22 protein-coding genes are annotated in these 20,618 nt (G+C 70.4%); 10 read left to right on the top strand and 12 right to left on the bottom strand.

Features of this window, described 5'->3' with window-relative positions; genetic code table 11:
- Nucleotides 1-7 precede the first annotated feature (7 nt).
- The 4 genes from AC0KTA_RS18975 (at nucleotide 8) to AC0KTA_RS18960 (ending at nucleotide 3,524) form a co-directional block, all read left to right on the top strand.
- The gene (locus AC0KTA_RS18975; protein WP_481049421.1) at nucleotides 8-544 is read left to right on the top strand and encodes a low molecular weight protein-tyrosine-phosphatase; all 537 of its coding nucleotides are present in this window, start codon (nucleotides 8-10) and stop codon (nucleotides 542-544) included.
- A complete protein-coding gene (locus tag AC0KTA_RS18970; RefSeq protein WP_481049420.1) occupies nucleotides 541-1,854 on the top strand; it encodes a cystathionine gamma-lyase in 1,314 nt (437 codons plus the stop codon). The genes AC0KTA_RS18975 and AC0KTA_RS18970 overlap by 4 nt, the downstream gene beginning before the upstream one ends.
- A 222-nt stretch (nucleotides 1,855-2,076) precedes the next feature.
- Nucleotides 2,077-2,982, top strand: coding sequence for a LysR family transcriptional regulator (locus tag AC0KTA_RS18965; RefSeq protein WP_481049419.1), 906 nt, complete (start codon nucleotides 2,077-2,079; stop codon nucleotides 2,980-2,982).
- 59 nt (nucleotides 2,983-3,041) lie between these two features.
- Entirely contained in the window at nucleotides 3,042-3,524 is a 483-nt protein-coding gene (locus AC0KTA_RS18960; protein WP_481049418.1) for an NUDIX domain-containing protein, read from the top strand.
- Between the two features lie 45 nt (nucleotides 3,525-3,569).
- Here AC0KTA_RS18960 and AC0KTA_RS18955 read toward each other — a convergent pair whose 3' ends face one another.
- Both AC0KTA_RS18955 and AC0KTA_RS18950 read right to left on the bottom strand, forming a co-directional pair.
- Nucleotides 3,570-5,345 (bottom strand): globin domain-containing protein, encoded by a 1,776-nt coding sequence (locus AC0KTA_RS18955; protein ID WP_481049417.1) that lies wholly within the window; start codon nucleotides 5,343-5,345, stop codon nucleotides 3,570-3,572.
- A gap of 408 nt (nucleotides 5,346-5,753) precedes the next feature.
- Nucleotides 5,754-6,425 (bottom strand): HAD family hydrolase, encoded by a 672-nt coding sequence (locus tag AC0KTA_RS18950; RefSeq protein ID WP_481049416.1) that lies wholly within the window; start codon nucleotides 6,423-6,425, stop codon nucleotides 5,754-5,756.
- 76 nt (nucleotides 6,426-6,501) lie between these two features.
- Between AC0KTA_RS18950 and AC0KTA_RS18945 the strand changes: the two genes are divergently transcribed.
- Together AC0KTA_RS18945 and AC0KTA_RS18940 are read left to right on the top strand one after the other, a co-directional pair.
- The gene (locus AC0KTA_RS18945) at nucleotides 6,502-7,083 is read left to right on the top strand and encodes a DUF2269 domain-containing protein (RefSeq protein WP_481049415.1); all 582 of its coding nucleotides are present in this window, start codon (nucleotides 6,502-6,504) and stop codon (nucleotides 7,081-7,083) included.
- A gap of 5 nt (nucleotides 7,084-7,088) precedes the next feature.
- Nucleotides 7,089-7,967, top strand: coding sequence for a GNAT family N-acetyltransferase (locus tag AC0KTA_RS18940; RefSeq protein WP_481049414.1), 879 nt, complete (start codon nucleotides 7,089-7,091; stop codon nucleotides 7,965-7,967).
- A 115-nt stretch (nucleotides 7,968-8,082) separates the two neighbouring features.
- Here the strand turns inward: AC0KTA_RS18940 and AC0KTA_RS18935 are convergent, their stop codons facing one another.
- Together AC0KTA_RS18935 and AC0KTA_RS18930 are read right to left on the bottom strand one after the other, a co-directional pair.
- Nucleotides 8,083-8,511: a GlcG/HbpS family heme-binding protein gene (locus AC0KTA_RS18935; protein ID WP_481049413.1), complete on the bottom strand. Its 429-nt coding sequence runs from the start codon at nucleotides 8,509-8,511 to the stop codon at nucleotides 8,083-8,085.
- A gap of 64 nt (nucleotides 8,512-8,575) precedes the next feature.
- Nucleotides 8,576-9,787: an MFS transporter gene (locus AC0KTA_RS18930; protein ID WP_481049412.1), complete on the bottom strand. Its 1,212-nt coding sequence runs from the start codon at nucleotides 9,785-9,787 to the stop codon at nucleotides 8,576-8,578.
- Nucleotides 9,788-9,987: 200 nt separating this feature from the next.
- Between AC0KTA_RS18930 and AC0KTA_RS18925 the strand changes: the two genes are divergently transcribed.
- Both AC0KTA_RS18925 and AC0KTA_RS18920 read left to right on the top strand, forming a co-directional pair.
- Nucleotides 9,988-10,446 (top strand): MarR family winged helix-turn-helix transcriptional regulator, encoded by a 459-nt coding sequence (locus tag AC0KTA_RS18925; protein ID WP_481049411.1) that lies wholly within the window; start codon nucleotides 9,988-9,990, stop codon nucleotides 10,444-10,446.
- A gap of 63 nt (nucleotides 10,447-10,509) precedes the next feature.
- On the top strand, nucleotides 10,510-10,962 hold the full coding sequence (locus tag AC0KTA_RS18920) for an N-acetyltransferase family protein (protein WP_481049410.1): 453 nt from the start codon (nucleotides 10,510-10,512) through the stop codon (nucleotides 10,960-10,962).
- An 89-nt stretch (nucleotides 10,963-11,051) separates the two neighbouring features.
- On the opposite strand, the gene AC0KTA_RS18915 is transcribed toward AC0KTA_RS18920, so the two are convergent.
- Together AC0KTA_RS18915 and AC0KTA_RS18910 are read right to left on the bottom strand one after the other, a co-directional pair.
- Nucleotides 11,052-12,425: a serine hydrolase domain-containing protein gene (locus tag AC0KTA_RS18915; RefSeq protein ID WP_481049409.1), complete on the bottom strand. Its 1,374-nt coding sequence runs from the start codon at nucleotides 12,423-12,425 to the stop codon at nucleotides 11,052-11,054.
- A 109-nt stretch (nucleotides 12,426-12,534) separates the two neighbouring features.
- Nucleotides 12,535-13,509, bottom strand: a complete 975-nt coding sequence (locus AC0KTA_RS18910) for a helix-turn-helix transcriptional regulator (protein ID WP_481049408.1) — start codon at nucleotides 13,507-13,509, stop codon at nucleotides 12,535-12,537.
- 149 nt (nucleotides 13,510-13,658) lie between these two features.
- Here AC0KTA_RS18910 and AC0KTA_RS18905 point away from each other — a divergent pair, with 149 nt between their 5' ends.
- Nucleotides 13,659-14,054 (top strand): RidA family protein, encoded by a 396-nt coding sequence (locus AC0KTA_RS18905; RefSeq protein WP_481056474.1) that lies wholly within the window; start codon nucleotides 13,659-13,661, stop codon nucleotides 14,052-14,054.
- A gap of 455 nt (nucleotides 14,055-14,509) precedes the next feature.
- Nucleotides 14,510-15,469 (top strand): arabinan endo-1,5-alpha-L-arabinosidase, encoded by a 960-nt coding sequence (locus tag AC0KTA_RS18900; protein WP_481056473.1) that lies wholly within the window; start codon nucleotides 14,510-14,512, stop codon nucleotides 15,467-15,469.
- Nucleotides 15,470-15,540: 71 nt separating this feature from the next.
- On the opposite strand, the gene AC0KTA_RS18895 is transcribed toward AC0KTA_RS18900, so the two are convergent.
- The 6 genes from AC0KTA_RS18895 to dnaB form a co-directional block, all read right to left on the bottom strand.
- Nucleotides 15,541-15,948, bottom strand: coding sequence for a hypothetical protein (locus AC0KTA_RS18895; protein ID WP_481049407.1), 408 nt, complete (start codon nucleotides 15,946-15,948; stop codon nucleotides 15,541-15,543).
- An 86-nt stretch (nucleotides 15,949-16,034) separates the two neighbouring features.
- The gene (locus tag AC0KTA_RS18890) at nucleotides 16,035-16,517 is read right to left on the bottom strand and encodes a hypothetical protein (protein WP_481056736.1); all 483 of its coding nucleotides are present in this window, start codon (nucleotides 16,515-16,517) and stop codon (nucleotides 16,035-16,037) included.
- Nucleotides 16,421-16,960: an RNA polymerase sigma factor gene (locus AC0KTA_RS18885; RefSeq protein ID WP_481056472.1), complete on the bottom strand. Its 540-nt coding sequence runs from the start codon at nucleotides 16,958-16,960 to the stop codon at nucleotides 16,421-16,423. The genes AC0KTA_RS18890 and AC0KTA_RS18885 overlap by 97 nt, the downstream gene beginning before the upstream one ends.
- A gap of 92 nt (nucleotides 16,961-17,052) precedes the next feature.
- Nucleotides 17,053-18,246: an alginate lyase family protein gene (locus AC0KTA_RS18880; RefSeq protein ID WP_481049406.1), complete on the bottom strand. Its 1,194-nt coding sequence runs from the start codon at nucleotides 18,244-18,246 to the stop codon at nucleotides 17,053-17,055.
- 159 nt (nucleotides 18,247-18,405) lie between these two features.
- A complete protein-coding gene (locus tag AC0KTA_RS18875) occupies nucleotides 18,406-18,762 on the bottom strand; it encodes a hypothetical protein (RefSeq protein WP_481049405.1) in 357 nt (118 codons plus the stop codon).
- Nucleotides 18,763-18,943: 181 nt separating this feature from the next.
- Nucleotides 18,944-20,419 (bottom strand): replicative DNA helicase, encoded by a 1,476-nt coding sequence (gene dnaB, locus AC0KTA_RS18870; RefSeq protein WP_037663332.1) that lies wholly within the window; start codon nucleotides 20,417-20,419, stop codon nucleotides 18,944-18,946.
- Nucleotides 20,420-20,618: the final 199 nt, after the last annotated feature.

Raw genomic sequence — 20,618 nt, 5'->3', positions numbered from 1 at the left:
CTCACCCATGCCCCGCGCCTCCGCGTCCGCGCCGTCCACCCCGTCCGCCCGGGCGCCGTTCGCCGTGTGCTTCGTGTGCACCGGCAACATCTGCCGCTCACCCATGGCCGAGTCGGTCTTCCGCGCGCGGGTGCGCGACGCGGGACTCGACGGGCTCGTCGTGGTGGACAGCGCGGGCACCGACGGCTGGCACGAGGGCGACGGCGCCGACCCACGCACTGTCGCCGTCCTGGAGGCCGCCGGCTTCGGCACCGACCACGTGGCCCGCCGGTTCCGGGCGGACTGGTTCGCCCGGCTCGACCTGGTCATCGCCCTGGACCGCGGCCACCAGCGCTCCCTGCGCCGCCTGGCGCCGACCCCCGCGGACGCGGACAAGGTGCGCCTGCTGCGCTCGTACGACCCCTCGGCGTACGGCGATCCGGACGTGCCCGATCCGTACTACGGGGGCGCCGACGGCTTCGAGGAGTGCCTGACAATGGTGGAGGCGGCGAGCGAGGGCCTGCTCGACGCGGTACGGGACGCGGTGGAAGGACGAGCGGCATGACGGACCCGGAGCGCATACCGGAGCCCGCGACCGACCGCACGCGGTCCGGCGAGGCCACCCCGGCACCACGGACCGGCGACGGCACCCGGGCGGTGCGGGCCGGTCTCCCTGAGCCCGCGAAGTACGAACCGCCGCTGCCGGGCCCGGTGTTCGCGGCCCACTACCACCTCCCCGGCGAGCCGACGGGCCCGTACACGTACGGCCGCGACGACAACCCGACCTGGACCCATCTGGAGCGCGCCATCGGGGAGCTCGAGTCCCCGTCGGCAGCGGGCGACGCAGACCCTTCCGGCTCCCTTGCAGTGGGCGACGCGGACCCCACCAGCTCCCCGGCGGCGGGCGACGCGGATCACATCAGCTCCCCGGCCGTGGAAACGCTGGTCTTCGCTTCCGGAATGGCCGCGATCTCCGCCGTGCTCTTCTCCCAGTTGCGCGCGGGCGACGCCGTGGTGCTGCCGGACGACGGCTATCAGGCGTTGCCCCTAGTGCGCGAGCAGCTCACGGCGTACGGCATCGAGGTCCGTACCGCGCCCACCGGCGGTGACGCGCAGCTCGACGTGCTCGACGGCGCCCGCCTCCTGTGGATCGAGACGCCGTCCAACCCGGGCCTCGACGTGTGCGACATCCGCCGCCTCGCCGACGCCGCCCACGCGCGCGGCGCCCTCGTCGCCGTCGACAACACCCTCGCCACCCCGCTCGGCCAGCGCCCCCTGGAGCTCGGCGCCGACTTCTCCGTGGCCAGCGGCACCAAGCAGCTCACTGGGCACGGCGATCTGCTCCTCGGGTACGTGACCTGCCGCGACGCCGAGCTGACGGCCGCGGTACGGCGCTGGCGCAAGATCGTCGGGGCCATTCCGGGGCCCATGGAAACCTGGCTCGCCCACCGCTCACTCGCCACGCTCCAGCTCCGCGTCGACCGGCAGAACGCCAACGCCCTCGCTCTCACCGAGGCGCTGCGCGACCGCCCCGAGGTGACCGGCCTGCGCTATCCGGGGCTGCCGGACGACCCCGCGTACAAGATCGCGGAGAAGCAGATGCGGCGCTTCGGGTGCGTGGTGTCGTTCGAACTGCCTTCACGCGCGCGTGCCGAGCGTTTCCTCGCGGCACTGCGGCTCGTGGACGACGCGACCAGCTTCGGCGGCGTACGGTCCACGGCCGAGCGGCGCGGACGGTGGGGCGGCGACGCGGTGGCGGAGGGCTTCATCCGCTTCTCCGCCGGCGCGGAGGACGCCGAGGATCTGGTCGCGGACGTGCTGCGCGCACTGGACGAGACGGCGGATCTGCGGGATCGCGGGCCGACGGCGAACTGACCGCGTACGGGAGCTCGCTCCGTACGGGAGCTCGCTACGTACAACAGACGGTCCGAGCCTCCCCCCTCGTGGCTCGGACCGCCCCGGTTCCGCGCGCGAAGAACCGCGCGAACAAGGCTAGTTGACTCTGTGTCAGTGTCCAATCACAGTAGCGACAGCAACCTATCGACAAATTTATAGTTGGGCGGGCGCCGGGGGCCGACTGGAGAAGAGGGTGGCGACATGGATCTGGCCCTGTTGCGCACATTCGTGACCGTGCACCGAGCCGGCTCCTTCACGCGTGCGGCGGCCCTCCTCGGTCTGTCCCAGCCCGCGGTGACCTCGCAGATCCGCACGCTGGAGCGGCAGCTCGGCCGCCCGCTCTTCCTGCGCCAGGCCCGCGGCGTGACCCCCACGACCATGGGCGACGAACTCGCCCACAAGGCCGCCCCGCACCTCGACGCGCTCGTCGAGATCGCCGAGGCCGGGCTCGACGAGGACTCGTCGGTCCGTACGCTCCATCTGGCCGGGCCACCGGAATTCACGGCCGAACGCGCCCTGCCGGCCCTCACCGCGCTGACCGGCCACGACGGGCAGGGCTTCGCGCTGCGCGCGTCGTTCGGCAACGCCGAGGAGGTCCTGGAGGGGCTCGCCGCCGGGCACCACGACCTCGCCATCACCACGGCCCGCCCGCGCGGCGCGCTGCTCACCGCGACGCCCCTGTGCGACGAGGAACACGTACTGGTCGCCGCGCCCCGCTGGGCCGCCCGGATCGGCCCCGGCAAACTGCGCCGCAAGGGCGCCGTCACGGTGGAGAACCTGCCGGTGGTGGAGGTGCACGAGTCGCTGCCGCTCGTCTCGCGCTACTGGGCCGCCGTCTTCGACTCCCGCCCGGCCGCGTCGGGCGCCGTGATCGTGCCGGATCTGCGGGCGGTGCTCGCCTGCGTGACCACGGGCGCCGGGCTCGCCGTGCTGCCCCGCTATCTGAGCGCCACCGCGCTGGAGCGTGGCGACGTCGTGGCGCTGCTCGATCCGGCGGTGCCGCCGCTGCGGACGTACTTCCTCGTCGTACGCACCGGCACACTCGCCATGCCGCATATCGCGCGGGCGCACGAGTGGCTGCTGCGCGCTGCCGCCGACTGGACCTGAGAGCGGTCCCGGCGGGCCCGCGATGTTTCACGTGGAACAGTCCGGGCCACATTTCTCCCATGACCGTCCGACCCGTGGTCAAGCGCACCGCACGTGCCGTCCTCCTCGACGGGGACGACCTGATCCTGATCAAGCGGACCAAGCCCGGCGTGGATCCGTACTGGGTCACTCCTGGCGGCGGTGTCGAGGCGGAGGACGCGACCGTCATCGACGCGCTCCACCGGGAAGTGCACGAGGAACTGGGCGCCAAGATCACCGATGTGGTGCCGTGCTTCGTGGACACGGTCGAGCACATCGGCGAGGACGGCGGCGCGACCGGCGTGAAGGTGCAGCACTTCTTCGTCTGCCGCCTGGAGTCCATGGACACGGCGCAGCGGCACGGGCCCGAGGTCGAGGACCCGGCCGGTGAGTACGAGATCGTGCGGGTGCCGTTCACCCGGGTCGGAATCGCCTCGGTCCATCTCGTACCGCTGTCACTGCGGCACTATCTGGACGGCAACATCGAGGGCGTGCGTGCGATGCATGCGCCTGACCTGGGCTGAGCTCCGAGCCCTCCCCTGAGCGCTGGGCGCGGGGGTACGCGTGGGCTAGTGGCCCGCCGCGACGAGTTCCTCCACCGAGTCGTGCCGGATGCGGCCCACCGGTATGCCCACGTCCCGCAGCGCGTCCACACCGCTGCGGATCATCCCGGGCGGACCCGAGAGATACGCGTCGTACTCGTTCCACGGGCCGTACTCCCGCACCGCGTCGGGCAGTTGGGCCCGGTTGTCGACGACGGGGCGGACGGCCAGCCACGGGTGGGTTCGCTGCAGGCGCAGCATCGTGTCGATGTCGTACAGGTCGTGATCGGTGCGCGCGCCGTAGAAGACCTCGACCGGGCGTCGCCTGCCGTGCTCGGCGACGTCCTCGACGAGTGCCTTGATGGGCGCGATGCCCGTGCCGCCGCCCAGACAGAGCAGCCCGCTGTCGGTCGAGTGGTCCACGGTCATGGAACCGGCCGGCGGGCCGAGCCGGACCACGTCACCGGGCCGGGCGTGGTGCACCAGCGCGTTGGAGACCCAGCCGGCCGGGATCGCCTTCACATGGAAGGAGAGCAGCCCGTCGGAGCGGGGAGCAGCCGCGAAGGAGTAGTGCCGCCAGATGCGCGGCCACCAGGGTGTCTCCAGGCTCGTGTACTGGCCCGCCAGGAACGGGTAGGGCTGGTCGGGGCGGACGGTGATGACAGCGATGTCCGGCGTCCTGAGATCGTGCGAGACGACCTCCGCGTACCACCAGGCGGGCGCGCGCAGTTCGTCCTCGGCGGCCGCGTCGATCATGACCTGGGAGATCGTCGTGTACGCCCGGACCCAGGCGGCCTCCGTCTCGTCGTCCCACACGGCGCTCGCGTAGCGGCTCAGCGCGCCGATCAGGCACTCGCCGACGGCCGGATAGTGCTCGGCCTGGGTGCCGTACTTGCGGTGTCCGCGGCCTAGATTGCGTAGATAGGTGACGAGTACGTCGGCGTGGTCGATGTGCTCCGCGGCGGTCAGCAGCGCCTTGAGCAGGCGGTCGCGCTGGGTGTCCATGGCGGCGGGGAACAGGCCGCGCAGGTCCGGGTGGCGGGTGAACAGGAGCGCGTAGAAGTACGAGGTGACCTTGTCGGAGACGGGTGCGATCTCGGCCATCGTGCGCTGCACTCGGACGGCGTCGGGGGAGGCGTCCGGGCGATGGGGGGCGGGTTCGGCGGGGTCGTCGGGGGTAGTTCCGGCCACGGCCTCAGCAGCGTTGGCCTTGATGTCGGCTCCGGAACCCTTTGCTGCGGTCTCGTTGTCGGCGTCGGTGTGGTCTTCGGCGTCGGCGGCTTCGACGGCGTCCCCGTGGACGACTTCAGGCTGGACGGCTTCGAAGGGCTGCGCAGGTTCGACAGGCTCCTCCAGGAGCCTGGCCTCGGGGTCGACCTCGTCCTCGGCCACCGTGTGCGTGACGTCCTCGTCCGCGTACGTCACGTCTTCGGCGTAGGTCTCCTGCGGCTCGGCCCCCGCCTGCGTCTCGCGCGGCTCAGGCGCCGCGTAGGCCCCGTGCGACTCCGGCGCGGGCGCAGGTATTCGCTCGGCCCCAGGCTCCGCACCGCCCACCGCGCCGAACCCGGCGCGTGGCCGTATCGCCGACACCCGGCGCCCGGACGGCGACTCCCGCTGCCCGTTGCCGGGTGCGGCCCCGGGTTCGGCACCGGGCTCGGCAGCCGGCTCAGCCCGCTCCGCCGCGTGAGGCGACTCCGCCCCCTCCTGGCTCTTCGGCGGCCTGCGCGGCGTGAACCAGCCGCCAGAGCCTCCGTTGCTCCCGGAAGTGCCGTTGCCCGCCGACGTGGTGGTCGGAGCGTCCATGCTGTGTGCCTCGCCTCGAACATCTCTCAGTCGGTCCGTGCACTTCCTCACCGGAAGCTGCGTGCTTTCCCCGCTTCACCTCGGCAGCCATGACAGCCACATTGAACCCTGGCGCCTCAAGGCCTACGGACAAGTAGGGAAAGAATGTGACATTGGCCGCAGCCACCTCACCCGCAGCGTCGCAGCCGCGCCCCCTGTGCGGAGCGCAAAGCCGGAAGTACGGGTTCTCGATCTCTTCGCCCCGTTAAGCTTTGTTGATCTGCGCCCGCGCCCCCTCGAATACGCGTCTCCCACGCCCCTAGGCCTCTCGGTTACGCCTCCCACGCCCCTGGCTCGAACCCTCTCCGCCCCTGGCTTGAACCGGAGTCGACCATACCGGCCGCCGTCCTGCGCACAAGTACCCTTCCTTCACTCGGAATTCAAGGGTCCGTCCCCATCAATTGCCTCGAATACCGGCGTGCGCACCAATTCGTACGCCTTCCACAAATCGCGCCCGACATACGCATGCGTGGCCAGGCCGACCAGCCGCGGATCCGCATTGACCGCGACCGAAACGGGCATTGCGGCGAACAGGTCCAGGTCGGACAGCGAGTCTCCGTACGCGACGCAATCGGCCCGGCCCACCCCGAACTCTTCACAGAGCCGGTTCGCGATCTCCACCTTGGCCGCCGCGTTGAGAATGCCCGCGGGATTCACGGGCTCGGCGAACGGCACAGCCGGGAACCGCGAGCCGTACGCGGCATGGGCGCCCCACTCCAGCAGCCGCTCCACGAAGAACGACGGTGACAGCGAGACAACGGCGCAGTAGTCGCCCTTCGCGCGGATCTCGGCCCACGTGTCCCGTATGCCCGCCAGCCAGGGAGCCCCGTCGAAGGCCGCCGTCACATGGGCGTCGGTGAGGTCCGCCCAGAGGGCATGCACGCGCACCGCGTATTCACCGGAGTCAATACTCCCCGCGACGAAGTCCCGCTCCAGCTCCTCGATCTCCTGGTCCAGGCCTAGCTGACGGGAGATCTCCACGGGCGCGGCGGTGCCGTACAGCAGCGTTCCGTCCAAGTCGAAGAGATGCAGGCGTGCCATGTACGCCGAGGCTAGTACCCGGGGTTACTCCCGCTGTCAGACGCCCCGGACCACGCTTCCCGGCACCGTGTTTCACGTGAAACTAAGCCGCCCCGCACGCCGGGCCACCCTCGTCGTCCATGTCGCAGCCGCCGCCGGCTGGCTCGGGCTCACGCTCGGACTCGTCGCACTCGCCGCGGCCGCGATCACCACCGATTCCGCCCCGACCATCGAGGCCTCCGTCCGCGCGATGAAGGTCTTCACCGACTGGCTCGTACTCCCCCTGGCCTTCCTCACCCTGCTGAGCGGTCTCGTGCTCTCGCTGGGTACCCCATGGGGGCTCGCCCGCCACCGCTGGGTCTATACGAAGTTCTGGCTGACCCTGGCCACCACTGTCGCGTCGACCTTCGCGCTGCGCCCGGGCATCAACGACAACGTCGCGACGGTGGCCGCCGGAGAACCGCTGGCCAGCGCATCCGACCTCATCGCCGGGCCCATCGTCTCGCTGAGCGCCTACCTCTTCATGACGATCATCTCGGTCCTCAAGCCCTGGGGCTTGACCCGCCGCGGCCGCCGCCTGCGCGCCACTCACAAGTCCGACCAGAAACAACTTGGCCAAAAGCAACGTGCTTCTACCCACAAAAAGGTGGACGCCGAGGTCATGCGTCAGACAGCCTGACCGGCGTGTCGACACCTACCCTCTCCGCACTGCCCATCCGCAGGCTGACTCCCCGCGATCTCGCGGCCTGCGCCGATCTGTCCGAGGACCGCGGCTGGCCCCGTGAAGAACACAAATGGGGCCTGCTGCTCTCGGCCGGAACGGGCTACGGCATCGACGACCCCGACCGCCCCGGCCTGATTGCCGCGTGCGTCGTGACCCAGTACGGACCCCTTGAGAACCCCGGACTCTCGGCGATCGGCATGGTGCTGGTCGCCGAGCGCCATGCCCGCAAGGGCATCGGGCGCCATCTGATGCGCTACGTCACCGAGTCCGCGGGCACCACCCCGCTCACCCTGCACGCGACGCCGAACGGCCGCCCTCTCTACGAGCAGCTCGGCTTCAAGACGACCGGCCGCGCCGAAATGATCCGCGGTCGTTTCCGGCCCGAAGCCTCGGCCGACGAGACTCCCGGCATCACCACCCGGACGGCGACCGCGGAGGACCTGCCCACCCTCGTCAGGCTCGACACCGAAGTCTTCGGCCTGGACCGCACGCACGTCCTCACCCGTCTGCCGGCCTTCACCGACCAGCTCAGGGTCGCGGAGGCGGACGGCGAGATCATCGGCTACGCGGGCGCGTGGCCGAACATGGACACCCACGTCGTCGGCCCCTTGATCGCCCGCGACACGGAGACGGCGAAGGCACTCATCGCCTCGCTCGGCGCCCGCACCGACCGACCGCTGCGCACCGACATCGACGTACGCCACGAGGAACTGCTGACCTGGGCGAAGGAGCGCGGCCTGGAGCAAGTCGCCTTCAACGCCGTGATGACGTACGGCATTCAGGAACTGCCCGGCGACTGGACCCGCCGATTCGCGCCGCTGACAGTGGCCGCGGGCTGAGCAGGCGTCCACCCCAGCGAGACCACGGTCGAAGCGTCGAAGCCCGCCCCCAAGTGCCATGGGCCTTCTGGCACTTGGGGGCGGGCTTCGCTCGTCTGCGGGGGTGCCTGCCTCGCTACGCGAGGGCCTTCACGGCCGCCGAAGCAAACTCGTGGTCCTGCTCCGGAGCACCGCCGCCGACGCCGATCGCACCGATGAGGCGGCCGTCGCGGTGGACGGGCACGCCGCCCGCGATGAACAGGAGCGGCCGGTCGAGCGCCGTGGGCAAGGTGTGGAAAGGCCCGCCGGGCTGCACCGCGTCGATGAGATCAGCGGTCGGGGCGTTGAGCTGGAGGGCGGTGAACGCCTTGCGGGTGCTGGTCTCCCCGGAGATCAGCACGGCCCGGTCGTCGCGCCGGAAGGCCAGCAGGTGGCCGCCCGCGTCGAGGACGGTGACGCTGACCGTGACGTCCGCGGCTTCGGCGGCACGGCGGGCGGCGGTCACGAGGACCTCCGCGTCGCCGGTGGTCAGCGGGGTGACGGCCGTGGCGGGGCTGGTGCTCATGAGGGGTTGCTCCTTGGTGGTGCTGAACAGGTGGGGTGCTGAACAGGTGGGGTGAGGGAGGTGGTCAGTGGTGCGCGGGCGCCGGGATCTCGACGGTGGGCGCGGCACCGGCGACGATCTTGCTGGGGGCGGTGGAGCGGCGCTCCAGGGCGGCCGAGAGGACGGCCAGGCCGAGGGCGGAAGCGGCGAGCGCGGCGCCCACCCAGTTCGGGGCGGTGTAGCCGAAGCCGGCGGAGATCACGATCCCGCCGAGCCAGGCCGCGAGCGCGTTGCCGAGGTTGAAGGCGCCGATGTTGGCGGCCGACGCGAGGGTCGGCGCCGCGGAAGCCTGGTCGAGGACCCGCTTCTGCAGCGGCGGCACGGTGGCGAAGCCGAGCGCGCCGATCAGCGTGACGGAGACGGCGGCCGCGACCTTGTCGTGCGCGGTGACCGTGAACAGGGCGAGCACGACGGCGAGGCCGCCGAGGGAGATGTACAGCATCGGCATCAGGGCGCGGTCGGCGAACTTGCCGCCGATCAGGTTGCCGCCGACCATACCGAGGCCGAAGAGGACGAGGAGCCAGGTCACGGAGGACTCCGCGTAGCCCGCGACGTCCGTCATCATCGGCGTGATGTACGTGATGGCCGCGAAGACGCCGCCGAAGCCGAGGACGGTCATCGCCATGGCCAGGAGCACCTGGACGTTGCGGAAGGCACCGACCTCGTCGCGCAGGCGTACGCCCTCGGGCTTGGGCAGGTCCGGCACGAGCTTGGCGACACCGGCGAGGCCGATCACGCCGAGGGAGGCGACGATGACGAAGGTGACGCGCCAGCCGATGGCCTGGCCGACGAACGTGCCGAGCGGCACACCTACTACGGTGGCCACGGTCAGCCCCGTGAACATCATGGCGATCGCGCCCGCCTTCTTCTCCGGGGCGACCAGCTCGGCCGCGACGACCGAACCGATGCCGAAGAAGGCGCCATGGGCGAGCGAGGCGACCACTCGTCCGGCGAGCATGACCCCGAAGACCGGGGCCACGGCGGAGAGCAGGTTGCCCACGATGAAAAGACCCATCAGGAGCATCAGCATCCGCTTGCGGGAGATCCGCTGGCCGAGAACGGTCATCAGGGGCGCGCCGGCCACGACGCCGAGGGCATAACCGGTGACGAGCAGACCGGCGGTGGGGATGGAGACGTCGAAGTCACCCGCGACCTCGGGAAGCAATCCCATGATCACGAACTCGGTGGTCCCGATCCCGAAGGCTCCGATCGCGAGGGCCAGAAGCGCGAGAGGCATGGCGTTACCTTCCAGACGATTGCAGGTGCGCTTAATGTGCGTACACAATAGTTGCATACGCGGGCTACTTGCAAGCGCTGGATATTGCAGCGGTGGACTATCCTGGACGGAGCCGCTCGGAGACAGGGCAGGAGGCGGCAGAACGCGGCCGCTCAAGGCCCGGGAAGACGTCAGGGACGCCGGAAGACGGAGGAACGGTCATGACAGCGACAGACCCGGCACTCACCGCCCTCGCCCAGGGCTGGTGCGCGCTCTCCCTGCTCCACGGGAAGATCGAGGCCCATGTCGAGCGGGCACTCCAGGCCAAGCACGGCCTGAGCGTGCGGGAGTACAGCCTGCTCGACGTCCTCAACCGCCAGCACGACGGAGACGGCGGCCATCTGCAGATGAAGCAGGTCGCCGACGCCGTCGTCCTCAGCCAGAGCGCCACCACCCGCCTGGTCACCCGCCTCGAGGAGCGCGGCCTCCTGTCGCGCTACCTGTGCCCCACCGACCGGCGCGGGATCTACACGGACGTCAGCGAGAGCGGGGCCAAGCTCCTCGCCGAGGCGCGCCCCACCAATGACACGGCGCTGCGCGAGGCCCTGGACGAGGCCGCCAAGAACCCCGAGCTCGCCCCCCTGGTCAAGGCCGTCGAGGCGGTGCGCACCCCCGCATAGCCGGGCCGTACGCCCCGGCGGTCGCCCATGGGCTGCGGTCGTGTGCCCGCATAGGCTGCGGTCATGGGAGATCTTGAGATACGACCCGCCGCAGCCGATGACATCCCCGCGATCGTGGCGATGCTCGCCGACGACCCGCTGGGCGCCCAGCGGGAGTCCCTGGACGACCTCACGCCCTATCTGCCGGCGTACGAGCGGCTCGCCGCGGACCCCAACCAGCATCTGGTCGTCGCCGTGCGCGAAGGCCGCGTGGTGGGCACGCTCCAGCTCACGATCGTGCCGGGGCTCTCACGGAAGGGCGCGACTCGGTCGATCATCGAGGCGGTCCGCGTGCACGCGGACGAGCGGGGCAGCGGGCTCGGCACCCGCTTCATCGAGTGGGCCGTCGACGAATCCCGGCGCCAGGGCTGCCAGCTCGTGCAGCTGACGTCCGATGCCACGCGTACGGACGCGCACCGCTTCTACGAGCGCCTGGGCTTCACGGCTTCGCATGTGGGCTTCAAAATGCAGCTCTGACCGTGAGGGCTCGCAGGCTGCCACCGCGACTGCGAGGCACCATGCGTTGGGGTGTCCTGTTTCACGTGAAACAGGACACCCCCCTCTGCTTACGCGAGTCCCCGCCAGCCCTCCGGGTCCACTCCGCCCGGCACCGGCGCCTCCGCGTCGTACGGCTCACGGGTGAAGACGAACGACGCCAGGTCGAGATGGCTCACCGAGCCGTCCGCGCGTCGTACGGCCTCCAGCCGCTCTCCCGCGAAGTACCCGTCGAGCCCCGTCCACGTCCCGTCGCCGTTGGGCCGGAACCGTGAACTGCGCCCGGCGCCCGAGAGCTGCCCCAGCTCGACCGCGCCGTCGGCCGCGAGGCGCAGCACGTACACACCCGTCCCCCAGTACCAGGGCCCCGCCAGCTCCAGCACGGCCTGGTCGACCTCCGGCAGGGGCCGCCAGGGCTCGGGGATGCGCGGCTCGGCCTCCGCCACGATCTGTACGAGTTCGGCGGCCACGGCGGCCACCGGCGGCCCGGACGTGCAGTTGGCCAGCGTCACCGCCGCCACGCCGTCCTTCTCACTCGTCCACAGCGCCGCGACGAACCCGGGAAGCGAGCCCGTGTGACCGGCCAGCGTGTATCCCTTCCCGCCGACCAGGTCCACCCCCAGCCCGTACGTCTTCTCCCACTCCCCGGCCTCCGCAGGACCCGCCGGCCTCCTCATCTCGCGGACCGATTCCACGCCGAGCACGCGGTCGTCGCCCTCCATCAGGAAGACGGCGAACCGCGCCAAGTCGGCCGCAGTGGACCACAGTTGACCGGCCGGAGCCATCAGCCCCAGATCCTCGGCGGGTTCGGGCAGCAGCACATCCGCCCAGGGGTGCACCGCCCAGCCACCGGCGTACGGAGCCTGCGGCTGTCCGCTGGTACGGCGCAGACCGAGCGGTTCCAGGACCTCGCGGCGCAGAACGGCCTCCCACGGCTCACCGCGCACCGCCTCGATCAGCGAACCGAGCAGCGTGTAGCCGGGGTTGGAGTAGTGGTGCCGCCGCCCCACGGGGTGCTTGAAGGGCTGTTCGCCCAGCACATCACGGAGTTCCGGGCGCAGCGACGCCGAGCTGCGCTCCCACCACTCACCCGGCGTCTCGGCACCCAACCCGCCCGTGTGCGCGAGGAGTTCCGCGATGGTCACCTCGCCCACGCCGGTGCCCGGCAGATGCTTCTCCAACGGGTCCGCGAGGTCGAGCACGCCCTCGTCACGCAAGCGCATGACGAGGACTGCGGTGAACGTCTTGGTGATCGATCCGATGCGGTACTGAACGTTCTCGTCGGGCGCGTGGCCTGCCACTGAGGTGCGGGCTCCGGTCCACACCAGCTCACCGTCACGGACGACGGCGGCGACGAGCGAGGGGGCTCGTCCCTCCGTCTGGGCGGTGGCGATGCGGTGGGTGAGGGACCGGCGCGTACTGGGAAGCAGCTCTTCAAGACTCATGAGGCCAGTTCATACGGGCGCATGCCGTGCGTCGAGCGAATTCAGGGTCACAGTTCCTCAAGGCCCATGAGAGGCTCAGTTCGTCCGTGCGGACCGACGTGCGCCAGTCTCAGGATGAGTCTCCGTAGCGGATGGCAATCGCGGCGGCGCGGTTGCGTAGGGAGGTGCGCAACGACTGCGGGGCGAGGGCTTCCGCGTCCGTGCTGAGCTGCCACAGCGCCCATTCGGCGTGTCGTGAGTCTTGGAAGGTCACCTCCAGCCGCAGCCAGCCGTCTGCGTCGGGTTCTTCCGCGCGGACGGCCAGCGCGGTGTCCAGCAGCTCCTCCCGCCGCGCCGGGTTCACCCGTACCAGCACGGTGATGTGGTCGCCGCCGGAGAGAAACTGCGTGGAGCGTTCCCGCCAGATCCGGTCCAGATCGACCCGGTTCGGTCGCAGTGCCGGTTCGGGGAGTTCCTCGGCGGCCAACACCCGCGACAGCCGGTAAGTGCGGTCCGCGCCGGACTTCGTGGCCAGCAAGTAGCCCCGGTCTCGTACGGTGACCAGGCCGATCGGGTCCACCGTGCGCCACTGTGGTGCCTGGCCCGTGGCCGCGTAGTGGATGCGCAGCTTGTGCCCGGCGAGCACCGCGCGCCGGACCTCGATCATCGTGGTGCCGGGTACCTCCTCGGTGACCAGCCGACGTGAGAGCAGGTCGGTCTCCGGGTCGACGAGAAATCGCTGGACCGCGTCGCTCGCGGTGGCCCGGTGGCTCTCGGGCAGCGCGTCGACCACCTTCCGCATGGCCGAGGCGAGCGCCGAGCCGAGGCCGAACACCTGCTCGCCGCGCCCCGATCCGGCGGTCAGCAAGGCAAGCGCCTCGTCGTGGTTCAGCCCGGTGAGCTCGGTCCGGAAACCGGGCGACAACGCGAAACCGCCGTGCCGGCCGCGTTCGGCGTAGACCGGGACGCCGGCCGCGGACAGCGCCTCGATGTCGCGCAGCACGGTACGGGTGGATACCTCCAGCTCGCGGGCCAGCGTGTCCGCGGTCAGCCGACCACGCTGACGCAGCAGCAGCACCAGCGAGACCAACCGGTCGGCGCGCATACGCGAACTTTATCGAAATACGTGACCAAGGATGTCGTGATTTGTTGCCAGGCTCAGCGACACGACGTCGAAGCCGGCGGCTGTCGAGCCGATGGACGTACGTACTCCCGATGGATCAACCCCATGAATCAAATGGAGCTGACGTGGCGATGGAACGAACGGCGGTCAACCCGGTGACGTGGTCGGCGGAGATGGGCTTCAACCAGGGTGAGGTCGTCTCCGGGCACACCCGGACCCTGTACATCTCGGGGCAGACCGCGATGAGCGGCGACGGCAAGCCCCAGCATGACGGTGACATGGCGGCGCAGTTGGCGCTGAGCGTCGACAACCTGGAGGCCGTGCTCCGCGAGGCCGACATGACTCTCGCGAACCTCGTCCGGCTCAACATCTACACGACCGACGTCGATCTGCTTTTCCAGCACTACGGCGTGCTGGCGGGGCGGTTGGGCGCCGCCGGGGTGGCACCGACCACCACGATGCTCGGCGTGACGCGGCTGGCGATCCCCGGCCAACTGGTCGAGCTCGAGGGGACCGCCGTCGCGTGACGCGACGGCCGCCGCGGCCACTGCAGACTCCAATTCGGAATGTCCTATTCCTAGTTGATGACCTGGGTGTTCCTCCTCTGTCTCATTCCGGGACAGAGGCGCTTCGTCTCACGATCTTGTCCGTGCCGCCTGCAGGGCATGGATCGCGCCTCGCCGCGCCCGCCCGCCTTCGCCACACGGGGCACTGCCCGGGTAGGCCCGCGTCGCACGCACCGGCAGGAAACCACTGGTCGGACGGTTCGGAGGGATCCCCCTGCGACAGGACAAGAAGACGGTCCTCACCGACCGTCGGCCGGCCCCGGTCAACACCAAACGCAACGAGCTGGTCACTGGAGCGGGAGCTCTCAGAGCGGCAACCTCTCACCGCCCGGCGGTAACTACCGGTCATGCAAAGAGAAACTCCCTCCGCCCCCGCCTCGCGCCGTCGGCGCCACGCCCTGCGCAAGCGGTACCTGATGCCCGCCGGCGCGGCCGCCGTGGCCGCGGCCGCCGCCTTCGCCCTCGTTCCGGGGAGCGCGAACGCCGCCTATCCCGGCTCGGGCGTCGTCACCGGTGACATCGGTGTGCACGACCCGTCCATGATCAAGACCTCGTCCGGCTACGTCCTGTACTCCACCCACAACGGCATCGAGGCCCGCACCTCGACCGACCGCACCGCCTTCAAGCGCGCGGGCTCCGCCTTCACCACGCTGCCGTCGTGGTGGTCGACGTACAGCCCCGAGAAGGACGTGTGGGCGCCCGACGTCTCGCACCACGGCGGCAAGTACCTGATGTACTACTCCGTTTCGACCTTCGGCTCCACCCACTCCGCCATCGGCCTCGCCACCTCCTCGACGGGCCGGCCGGGCACCTGGACCGACCACGGCATCGTCCACTCCACAACGTCCACCAGCGGGTACAACGCCATCGACCCGAACCTCTTCGTCGACAAGGACGGCAAGTGGTGGCTGTCGTTCGGCAGTTGGCACTCCGGGATCAAGATGATCCGGCTCGAGCCGTCGACCGGCAAGCAGTACGCCGCCGACAAGACCGTCCACTCGATCGCGGCCCGGCCGAACGGCTCCAAGGCGGTCGAGGGTCCGGCGGTCGTCAAGCACGGTGCCTACTACTACCTGTTCGCGTCCTACGACGTGTGCTGCGACGGCACGTCGTCGACGTACAAGATCAAGGTGGGCCGCGCGGCCTCCCCGACCGGCCCGTACATCGACAAGGACGGTGTCCGGCTCACCGACAACGGCGGCACAGAGGTGCTCTCTTCGCACGGCAAGTACATCGGGCCCGGCGGTCAGTCCGTACTCAGTGACAGCGACGGCGACCTGCTCGTCTACCACTACTACGACGGTGACGACAACGGCGCTCCCAAGCTCGGCGTCAACAAGATCAACTGGAGTGGCGGCTGGCCCGCCGTCTACTGACCTGGAGCCGGCTCTCGTTCGTCGCCCGGGCGACGAGGCGGACGGCGAGAGTGCCCTGCGCCGAGGTCCTCTCATCCGACCCGGGAGCGCTGCGGCACGGTGGCCGGTTCTGCGGGGCGGCCGCGGGTGAGGTACTGGGGTACGGGCGTGCGGTCGTCGCCGGTGTCGCGGACCAGGCCGTAGCGCAGGAGGCCGCCCGCCTGGGAGTCGGGGCCCTTGCTGATGTCCTGGTCGGCGTCCTGCCAGGTGGTGGGCTTGATGCCGATGTTGTGGTCCGCGCCGCGCTCGTTCTGGTGGAGGGTGACGCTGCCGTCGAGCCAGAAGTACTCGTTCTGCCACATTTGCTGGGTGCCGTCCAGGAGTTCGATGTAGCCGGTCGCCTGGGAGCCCATCGCCGACGCGTCCGGCCTGTCGGGGTCGGGGTCGGGGTCGGGGTCGCGGTCGCGGTCGTCCATCCGGCGGCCGCCGCCCGAGGCCACGTGGAAGAGCCTGCTTTCCAGGCCCGTCCAGGTGGGCGGGACCAGGCGCCGGGCCGCTCGGGGACGAGCTGCCAGCGAACGCGTACTTAGCCCGTTCCCCGCAGAGTGACGCTCTCGCCGCGGTGGGTGCGGACAGCATTGGTCCCGCCGGTGCTGGTCAGGCCGTGCTGGGCGCGGCGGGGCAGCGGGCCCGGCGGGTGGTCGGGGTCCGGTGCGCGGTCGGCGGTGTCCACGACGGTGCCGTAGCGGGCGGACCGGGGCGAAGGGGAGGTGGCGGACGGCGACGGAGGCCGCGGCGGTGCCACGGTGGAGGGCGGCGGGGAGGCGGCCGGGGCCGCGTGGCGGAGCGGCGGTGCCGGCTGCTGGTGGACGAGCAGCGCTCCGCCGGCCGCGGCGATCGCGGCCCCCGCGGTCACGGCCACGGCCGGCTTGCCGACCACCGAGAGAGCCTTGGCCGACCAGCCGCCCGCGCTTACGGCGGCCGTGGCCGCAGCGGCGGTCTTGCCGCCCAGGCCGGGGCTCGGCGAGAGGGCGATCCCGGCGGGCAGCGGCACCAGCGCGAGCCCCACCAGCAGCCGTTTCGTCGCAACCAGCCCTTCGGGCCGAGCGCCGCAGCGTCGGCAGCCGCGGATGTGCCGGGCCGGCCGCTTCCGCCACAGGGAGCCGGGGCTGCCGTCCCAGCCGGCGAGCAGCTCGCGCAGCCCGCCGCATCGGGCGGGCGGGGCTCCAGCACCCGGACGATGCCGCGCGCCGCCACCGGCCGATTCGGCCCCAGGTCCGGGCGCCGGGATGGTCGCGTCCGACGCCGACGCCGGGCCCGCTCCCGTATCTGGCTCATCGCGATCGCCACCAGCCAGGCGCGGAAGCGGTCGGGGTCACGCAGTGCGGTCAGGCCGTGGACGGCGCGAAGCATGGTCTCCTGCACGACGTCGTCGACGTCGGCATGCCCGCTCAGCGCGCGGCCGACGACGTTGTAGACCAGCGGCAGCCAGCCAGCCACCAGCCGCTCCATCGCCTCCCCGTCACCGTCCTGTGCCGCCGCGATGTCCGGGCGCCAGTCCCGCACGTCCACGTCCACTCCTGCTCCGTCCGAGAGCGGGTCACCTACTTGGCATATGCAAGCGTGCCGAAGCCGAGCTGGTCGTAGCCGCTGTCGGAGCCGTAGTCGCCGCCGCCGCCCTCGGGGCGCTGCTTGGCGGCGATGGCGGTGATGTAGGGCACCGACAGGCCGCGGCGCCGGGTGTAGTGGTAGTGCAGCATGTCCCAGACCGGGCGGACCTGGCCGCGGGCGATGTTCGAGATGACGGTGTGCTCGCGGTAGTCGCAGTTGACGCCGATGCCCCAGGTGTACTTGGTGAACGGCACGTCCTGACCGAGGTTGTACTTGGCGACGTACTGGGCGCCCTTCATGAAGCGGTTGTTGTCGTAGCCGTAGAGGTCGTCGCCCTGCTGCCAGGCCATCTCACAGATCGCGCCCATCTGGCCCACGCCCATCAGGCTGTGGGCCTGGTCGCGGCCTGCCTCCTGCCACTGGCCGAGGCCGCCGTCGTGGAGGTGGGGCACGGCGTTGCGGATGGAGCCGTTGCCCTCGCCGTTCTTGAAGTAGTCGACAGCCTGGTCGTACTTGGCGGTGTCGTCGCACAGGATGCCGATGGCCATGACCGAGGCGATGTTGCAGAGGTCCCAGTTGGCCCAGTAGTTGGTGACACAGGTGCCGTTGTGCTTGGTGAGGAACGAGTTGTTCTTCGGGTAGAAGACGTCCGTCATCATCTGCTGGAAGCGGGCGAGATCGAAGTCGTCGTAGTCGCGCATCAGCTCGGCGGCATTCGCGAACTGCCAGCCGTAGATGCCCACCGCGAGGAAGCGGTCGGCGTTGCCGTCGACCGTCTTCAGCGTCGAGGACCAGGCGTTGAGGATGCGCGCGGCGCAGGCGGCGTGCTCCTCGGTGCCGGCGATCCGCCAGCGCAGCGCGTTCTGGTAGGCGGCCGCGATGTCCGCCACCATCTGGCCGTGGTTCTGTCCGGCGCCGCCGCGCAGGACCTTCTCCAGGGGGCGAGGCTGCCAGGTGGCGTGCGAGCGGCCGTTGGCGGTCAGCCGCTGCCAGCCGGACAGCCACGGATCGTCGCCCGCGCGGACGCGTTGCTTGGCCCGGTTCAGGTCACCGGCATTGTGCAGCATGCCGGGGTGGGCGAAGGTGGCTGGGGCGGCACCCGCGGAGGTGACGGCCCACGTCCCGCCGCCGATCGCGCCGGCGGCGGCGAGCCCGCCGCCGATCTTCAGCAGGCCACGCCGGCTCATACGGTGTCGGTTGCCAAGTCCCATGGACAGCTCCCGTCAGGTGAGGGACGCCGCTGCGCGCGGCGCTGACGAGAAGGAGACGGGATCGGGGCAGCGGCGATAACACTTTTCCCGGCCAGTACTGAATGTCCCGTTCCGCCTTGCCGGCCTGGCCTCTTCTCACCGTCTCAATCGAGGGACACGGCATTTCTGTCCCACGATCGTGTCGCTTCGGCAGTGCCAACGGACAGGTACGGAGGTTCCGCTCCCTGTCATCAGGCTTGCCAGGAACAATCCCGTATCGGGAGAGTTCACGGCCCTTGATGCTGGTTTGCCACTTTCGAGCACATCGACGACCAGTGGCACGTCCTTCTCCCGCAGAACGAGGAAGTCCGGTACGTGGCGCCGCAGTCGCTCGTCCACCGTGGTGGAGAGGAGGGAGGGCTGGGCGAAGACCGCCGTCACATCCCGGTCGAAGTCGGCGTACAGCAGGCGCGTCAGCTCGAGCCGCGACTCGTAGACGACGTGGTCGCGCATAGTGGACAGTACGTGCCCGAGTAGTGCTTCTGGCCGTTCCTCCAGCGGAACGTGCGCCGCGGCACGGAGGCTCGAAAACATCGGCGCCGGTAACCAGCCAGGGCCGGTCTTCGTCGATCTGCCCGTCCACGTGGCGAAGACTCATCGAGACCTCGCCGAGCACGTACGACATACCCCACCGCTACGTCTGCGCCATGTCCACGAAGCGTGAGTAGTGGCCCTGGAACGCGACGGTGATCGTGGCCGTCGGGCCGTTTCGGTGCTTGCCCACGATGATGTCCGCCTCGCCCGCGCGCGGTGACTCCTTCTCGTACGCGTCCTCGCGGTGCAGCAGGATCACCATGTCCGCGTCCTGCTCGATGGAGCCGGACTCACGCAGGTCGGAGACCTGGGGCTTCTTGTCCGTGCGCTGCTCGGGGCCACGGTTGAGCTGCGAGAGCGCGATGACCGGGACCTCCAGCTCCTTGGCGAGCAGCTTCAGGTTTCGCGACATGTCCGAGACTTCCTGCTGGCGGCTCTCGGCGCGCTTCGAACCGCCGGACTGCATGAGCTGCAGATAGTCGATGATCACGAGCTTGATGTCGCTGCGCTGCTTGAGGCGGCGGCACTTCGCGCGGATCTCCATCATCGACAGGTTCGGGGAGTCGTCGATGTAGAGCGGAGCCGCGGAGACCTCGGGCATCCTGCGGGCGAGCCGCGTCCAGTCCTCGTCCGTCATCGTGCCCGAACGCATGTGATGCAGCGCCACGCGTGCCTCGGCGGAGAGCAGGCGCATCGCGATCTCGTTGCGCCCCATTTCCAGGGAGAAGATGACGCTGGGGAGGTTGTGCTTGATGGAGGCGGCCCGCGCGAAGTCGAGCGCCAGCGTGGACTTGCCCATGGCGGGACGGGCCGCGATGACGACCATCTGGCCGGGGTGCAGGCCGTTGGTGAGCGAGTCGAAGTCGGTGAAGCCCGTCGGCACACCCGTCATCTCGCCGCTGCGCGAGCCGATCGCCTCGATCTCGTCGAGCGCGCCCTCCATGATGTCGCCCAGCGGCAGATAGTCCTCGCTGGTGCGCTGCTCGGTGACGGCGTAGATCTCGGCCTGGGCGCTGTTGACGATCTCGTCGACGTCGCCGTCGGCCGCGTATCCCATCTGCGTGATGCGGGTGCCGGCCTCGACCAGGCGGCGCAGGACCGCGCGCTCGTGGACGATCTCCGCGTAGTACTCGGCGTTCGCCGCCGTCGGGACCGTCTGGACGAGCGAGTGCAGATACGAGGCGCCGCCGACCTTGGTGATCTCGCCGCGCTTGGTGAGCTCGGCGGCGACGGTGATGGGGTCGGCCGGCTCGCCCTTCGCGTACAGATCGAGGATGGCGATGAAGATCGTCTCGTGCGCCGGGCGGTAGAAGTCGTGGCCCTTGAGCACCTCGACGACGTCCGCGATGGCGTCCTTGGACAGCAGCATGCCGCCCAGCACGGACTGCTCGGCGTCGAGATCCTGCGGCGGCACCCGCTCGAACGACGTGCCACCGCCGTCCCAGGAGCTTTCCCGGCCCCGGTCGTGCTGCTCCTCGCGGCCCCGGCCTCCGTCGCGGCGCGGGCGGGAGACGGGCAGACGGTCCCCCGGACCGCTGTCGGCCCAGGGGTCGTCCAAGGGCTCGGAAATGCTCACCGGGCCACCTCCTCCCGTCCGCCGCGCGGACCTCGCCGTGCCCCTCTTTCTTACGGCACGACACTGACAAATACGGGGGCCCAACTCCGCTTCTGACGCGTCGGATTTGCGGGGTTTCCGCGGTGGCAGGGAGAGGCGGGCGCCGCACCACGGTAGGCCCGCGGCCACCGTCAGCCAATCTGGTTATCCACAGGCGGTG

It is taken from the genome of Streptomyces sp. Y309, assembly GCF_056712025.1.
The sequence above is the reverse complement of the archived record's forward strand: the minus strand, read 5'-3'. Positions and strand labels throughout refer to the sequence as shown.

Excerpts from the sequence above, each read along its gene's own strand:
- AC0KTA_RS18925 (WP_481049411.1), top strand. The coding sequence starts at position 9,988 with ATGACAGCGACAGACCCGGCACTCACCGCCCTCGCCCAGGGCTGGTGC.
- AC0KTA_RS18915 (WP_481049409.1), bottom strand. The coding sequence starts at position 12,425 with ATGAGTCTTGAAGAGCTGCTTCCCAGTACGCGCCGGTCCCTCACCCAC.
- AC0KTA_RS18950 (WP_481049416.1), bottom strand. The coding sequence starts at position 6,425 with ATGGCACGCCTGCATCTCTTCGACTTGGACGGAACGCTGCTGTACGGC.
- AC0KTA_RS18920 (WP_481049410.1), top strand. The coding sequence starts at position 10,510 with ATGGGAGATCTTGAGATACGACCCGCCGCAGCCGATGACATCCCCGCG.
- AC0KTA_RS18910 (WP_481049408.1), bottom strand. The coding sequence starts at position 13,509 with ATGCGCGCCGACCGGTTGGTCTCGCTGGTGCTGCTGCTGCGTCAGCGT.
- AC0KTA_RS18955 (WP_481049417.1), bottom strand. The coding sequence starts at position 5,345 with ATGGACGCTCCGACCACCACGTCGGCGGGCAACGGCACTTCCGGGAGC.
- AC0KTA_RS18965 (WP_481049419.1), top strand. The coding sequence starts at position 2,077 with ATGGATCTGGCCCTGTTGCGCACATTCGTGACCGTGCACCGAGCCGGC.
- AC0KTA_RS18905 (WP_481056474.1), top strand. The coding sequence starts at position 13,659 with ATGGAACGAACGGCGGTCAACCCGGTGACGTGGTCGGCGGAGATGGGC.
- AC0KTA_RS18885 (WP_481056472.1), bottom strand. The coding sequence starts at position 16,960 with ATGGAGCGGCTGGTGGCTGGCTGGCTGCCGCTGGTCTACAACGTCGTC.
- AC0KTA_RS18880 (WP_481049406.1), bottom strand. The coding sequence starts at position 18,246 with ATGAGCCGGCGTGGCCTGCTGAAGATCGGCGGCGGGCTCGCCGCCGCC.
- AC0KTA_RS18970 (WP_481049420.1), top strand. The coding sequence starts at position 541 with ATGACGGACCCGGAGCGCATACCGGAGCCCGCGACCGACCGCACGCGG.
- AC0KTA_RS18960 (WP_481049418.1), top strand. The coding sequence starts at position 3,042 with ATGACCGTCCGACCCGTGGTCAAGCGCACCGCACGTGCCGTCCTCCTC.
- AC0KTA_RS18975 (WP_481049421.1), top strand. The coding sequence starts at position 8 with ATGCCCCGCGCCTCCGCGTCCGCGCCGTCCACCCCGTCCGCCCGGGCG.
- AC0KTA_RS18875 (WP_481049405.1), bottom strand. The coding sequence starts at position 18,762 with ATGCGCGACCACGTCGTCTACGAGTCGCGGCTCGAGCTGACGCGCCTG.
- AC0KTA_RS18930 (WP_481049412.1), bottom strand. The coding sequence starts at position 9,787 with ATGCCTCTCGCGCTTCTGGCCCTCGCGATCGGAGCCTTCGGGATCGGG.
- AC0KTA_RS18900 (WP_481056473.1), top strand. The coding sequence starts at position 14,510 with ATGCCCGCCGGCGCGGCCGCCGTGGCCGCGGCCGCCGCCTTCGCCCTC.
- AC0KTA_RS18935 (WP_481049413.1), bottom strand. The coding sequence starts at position 8,511 with ATGAGCACCAGCCCCGCCACGGCCGTCACCCCGCTGACCACCGGCGAC.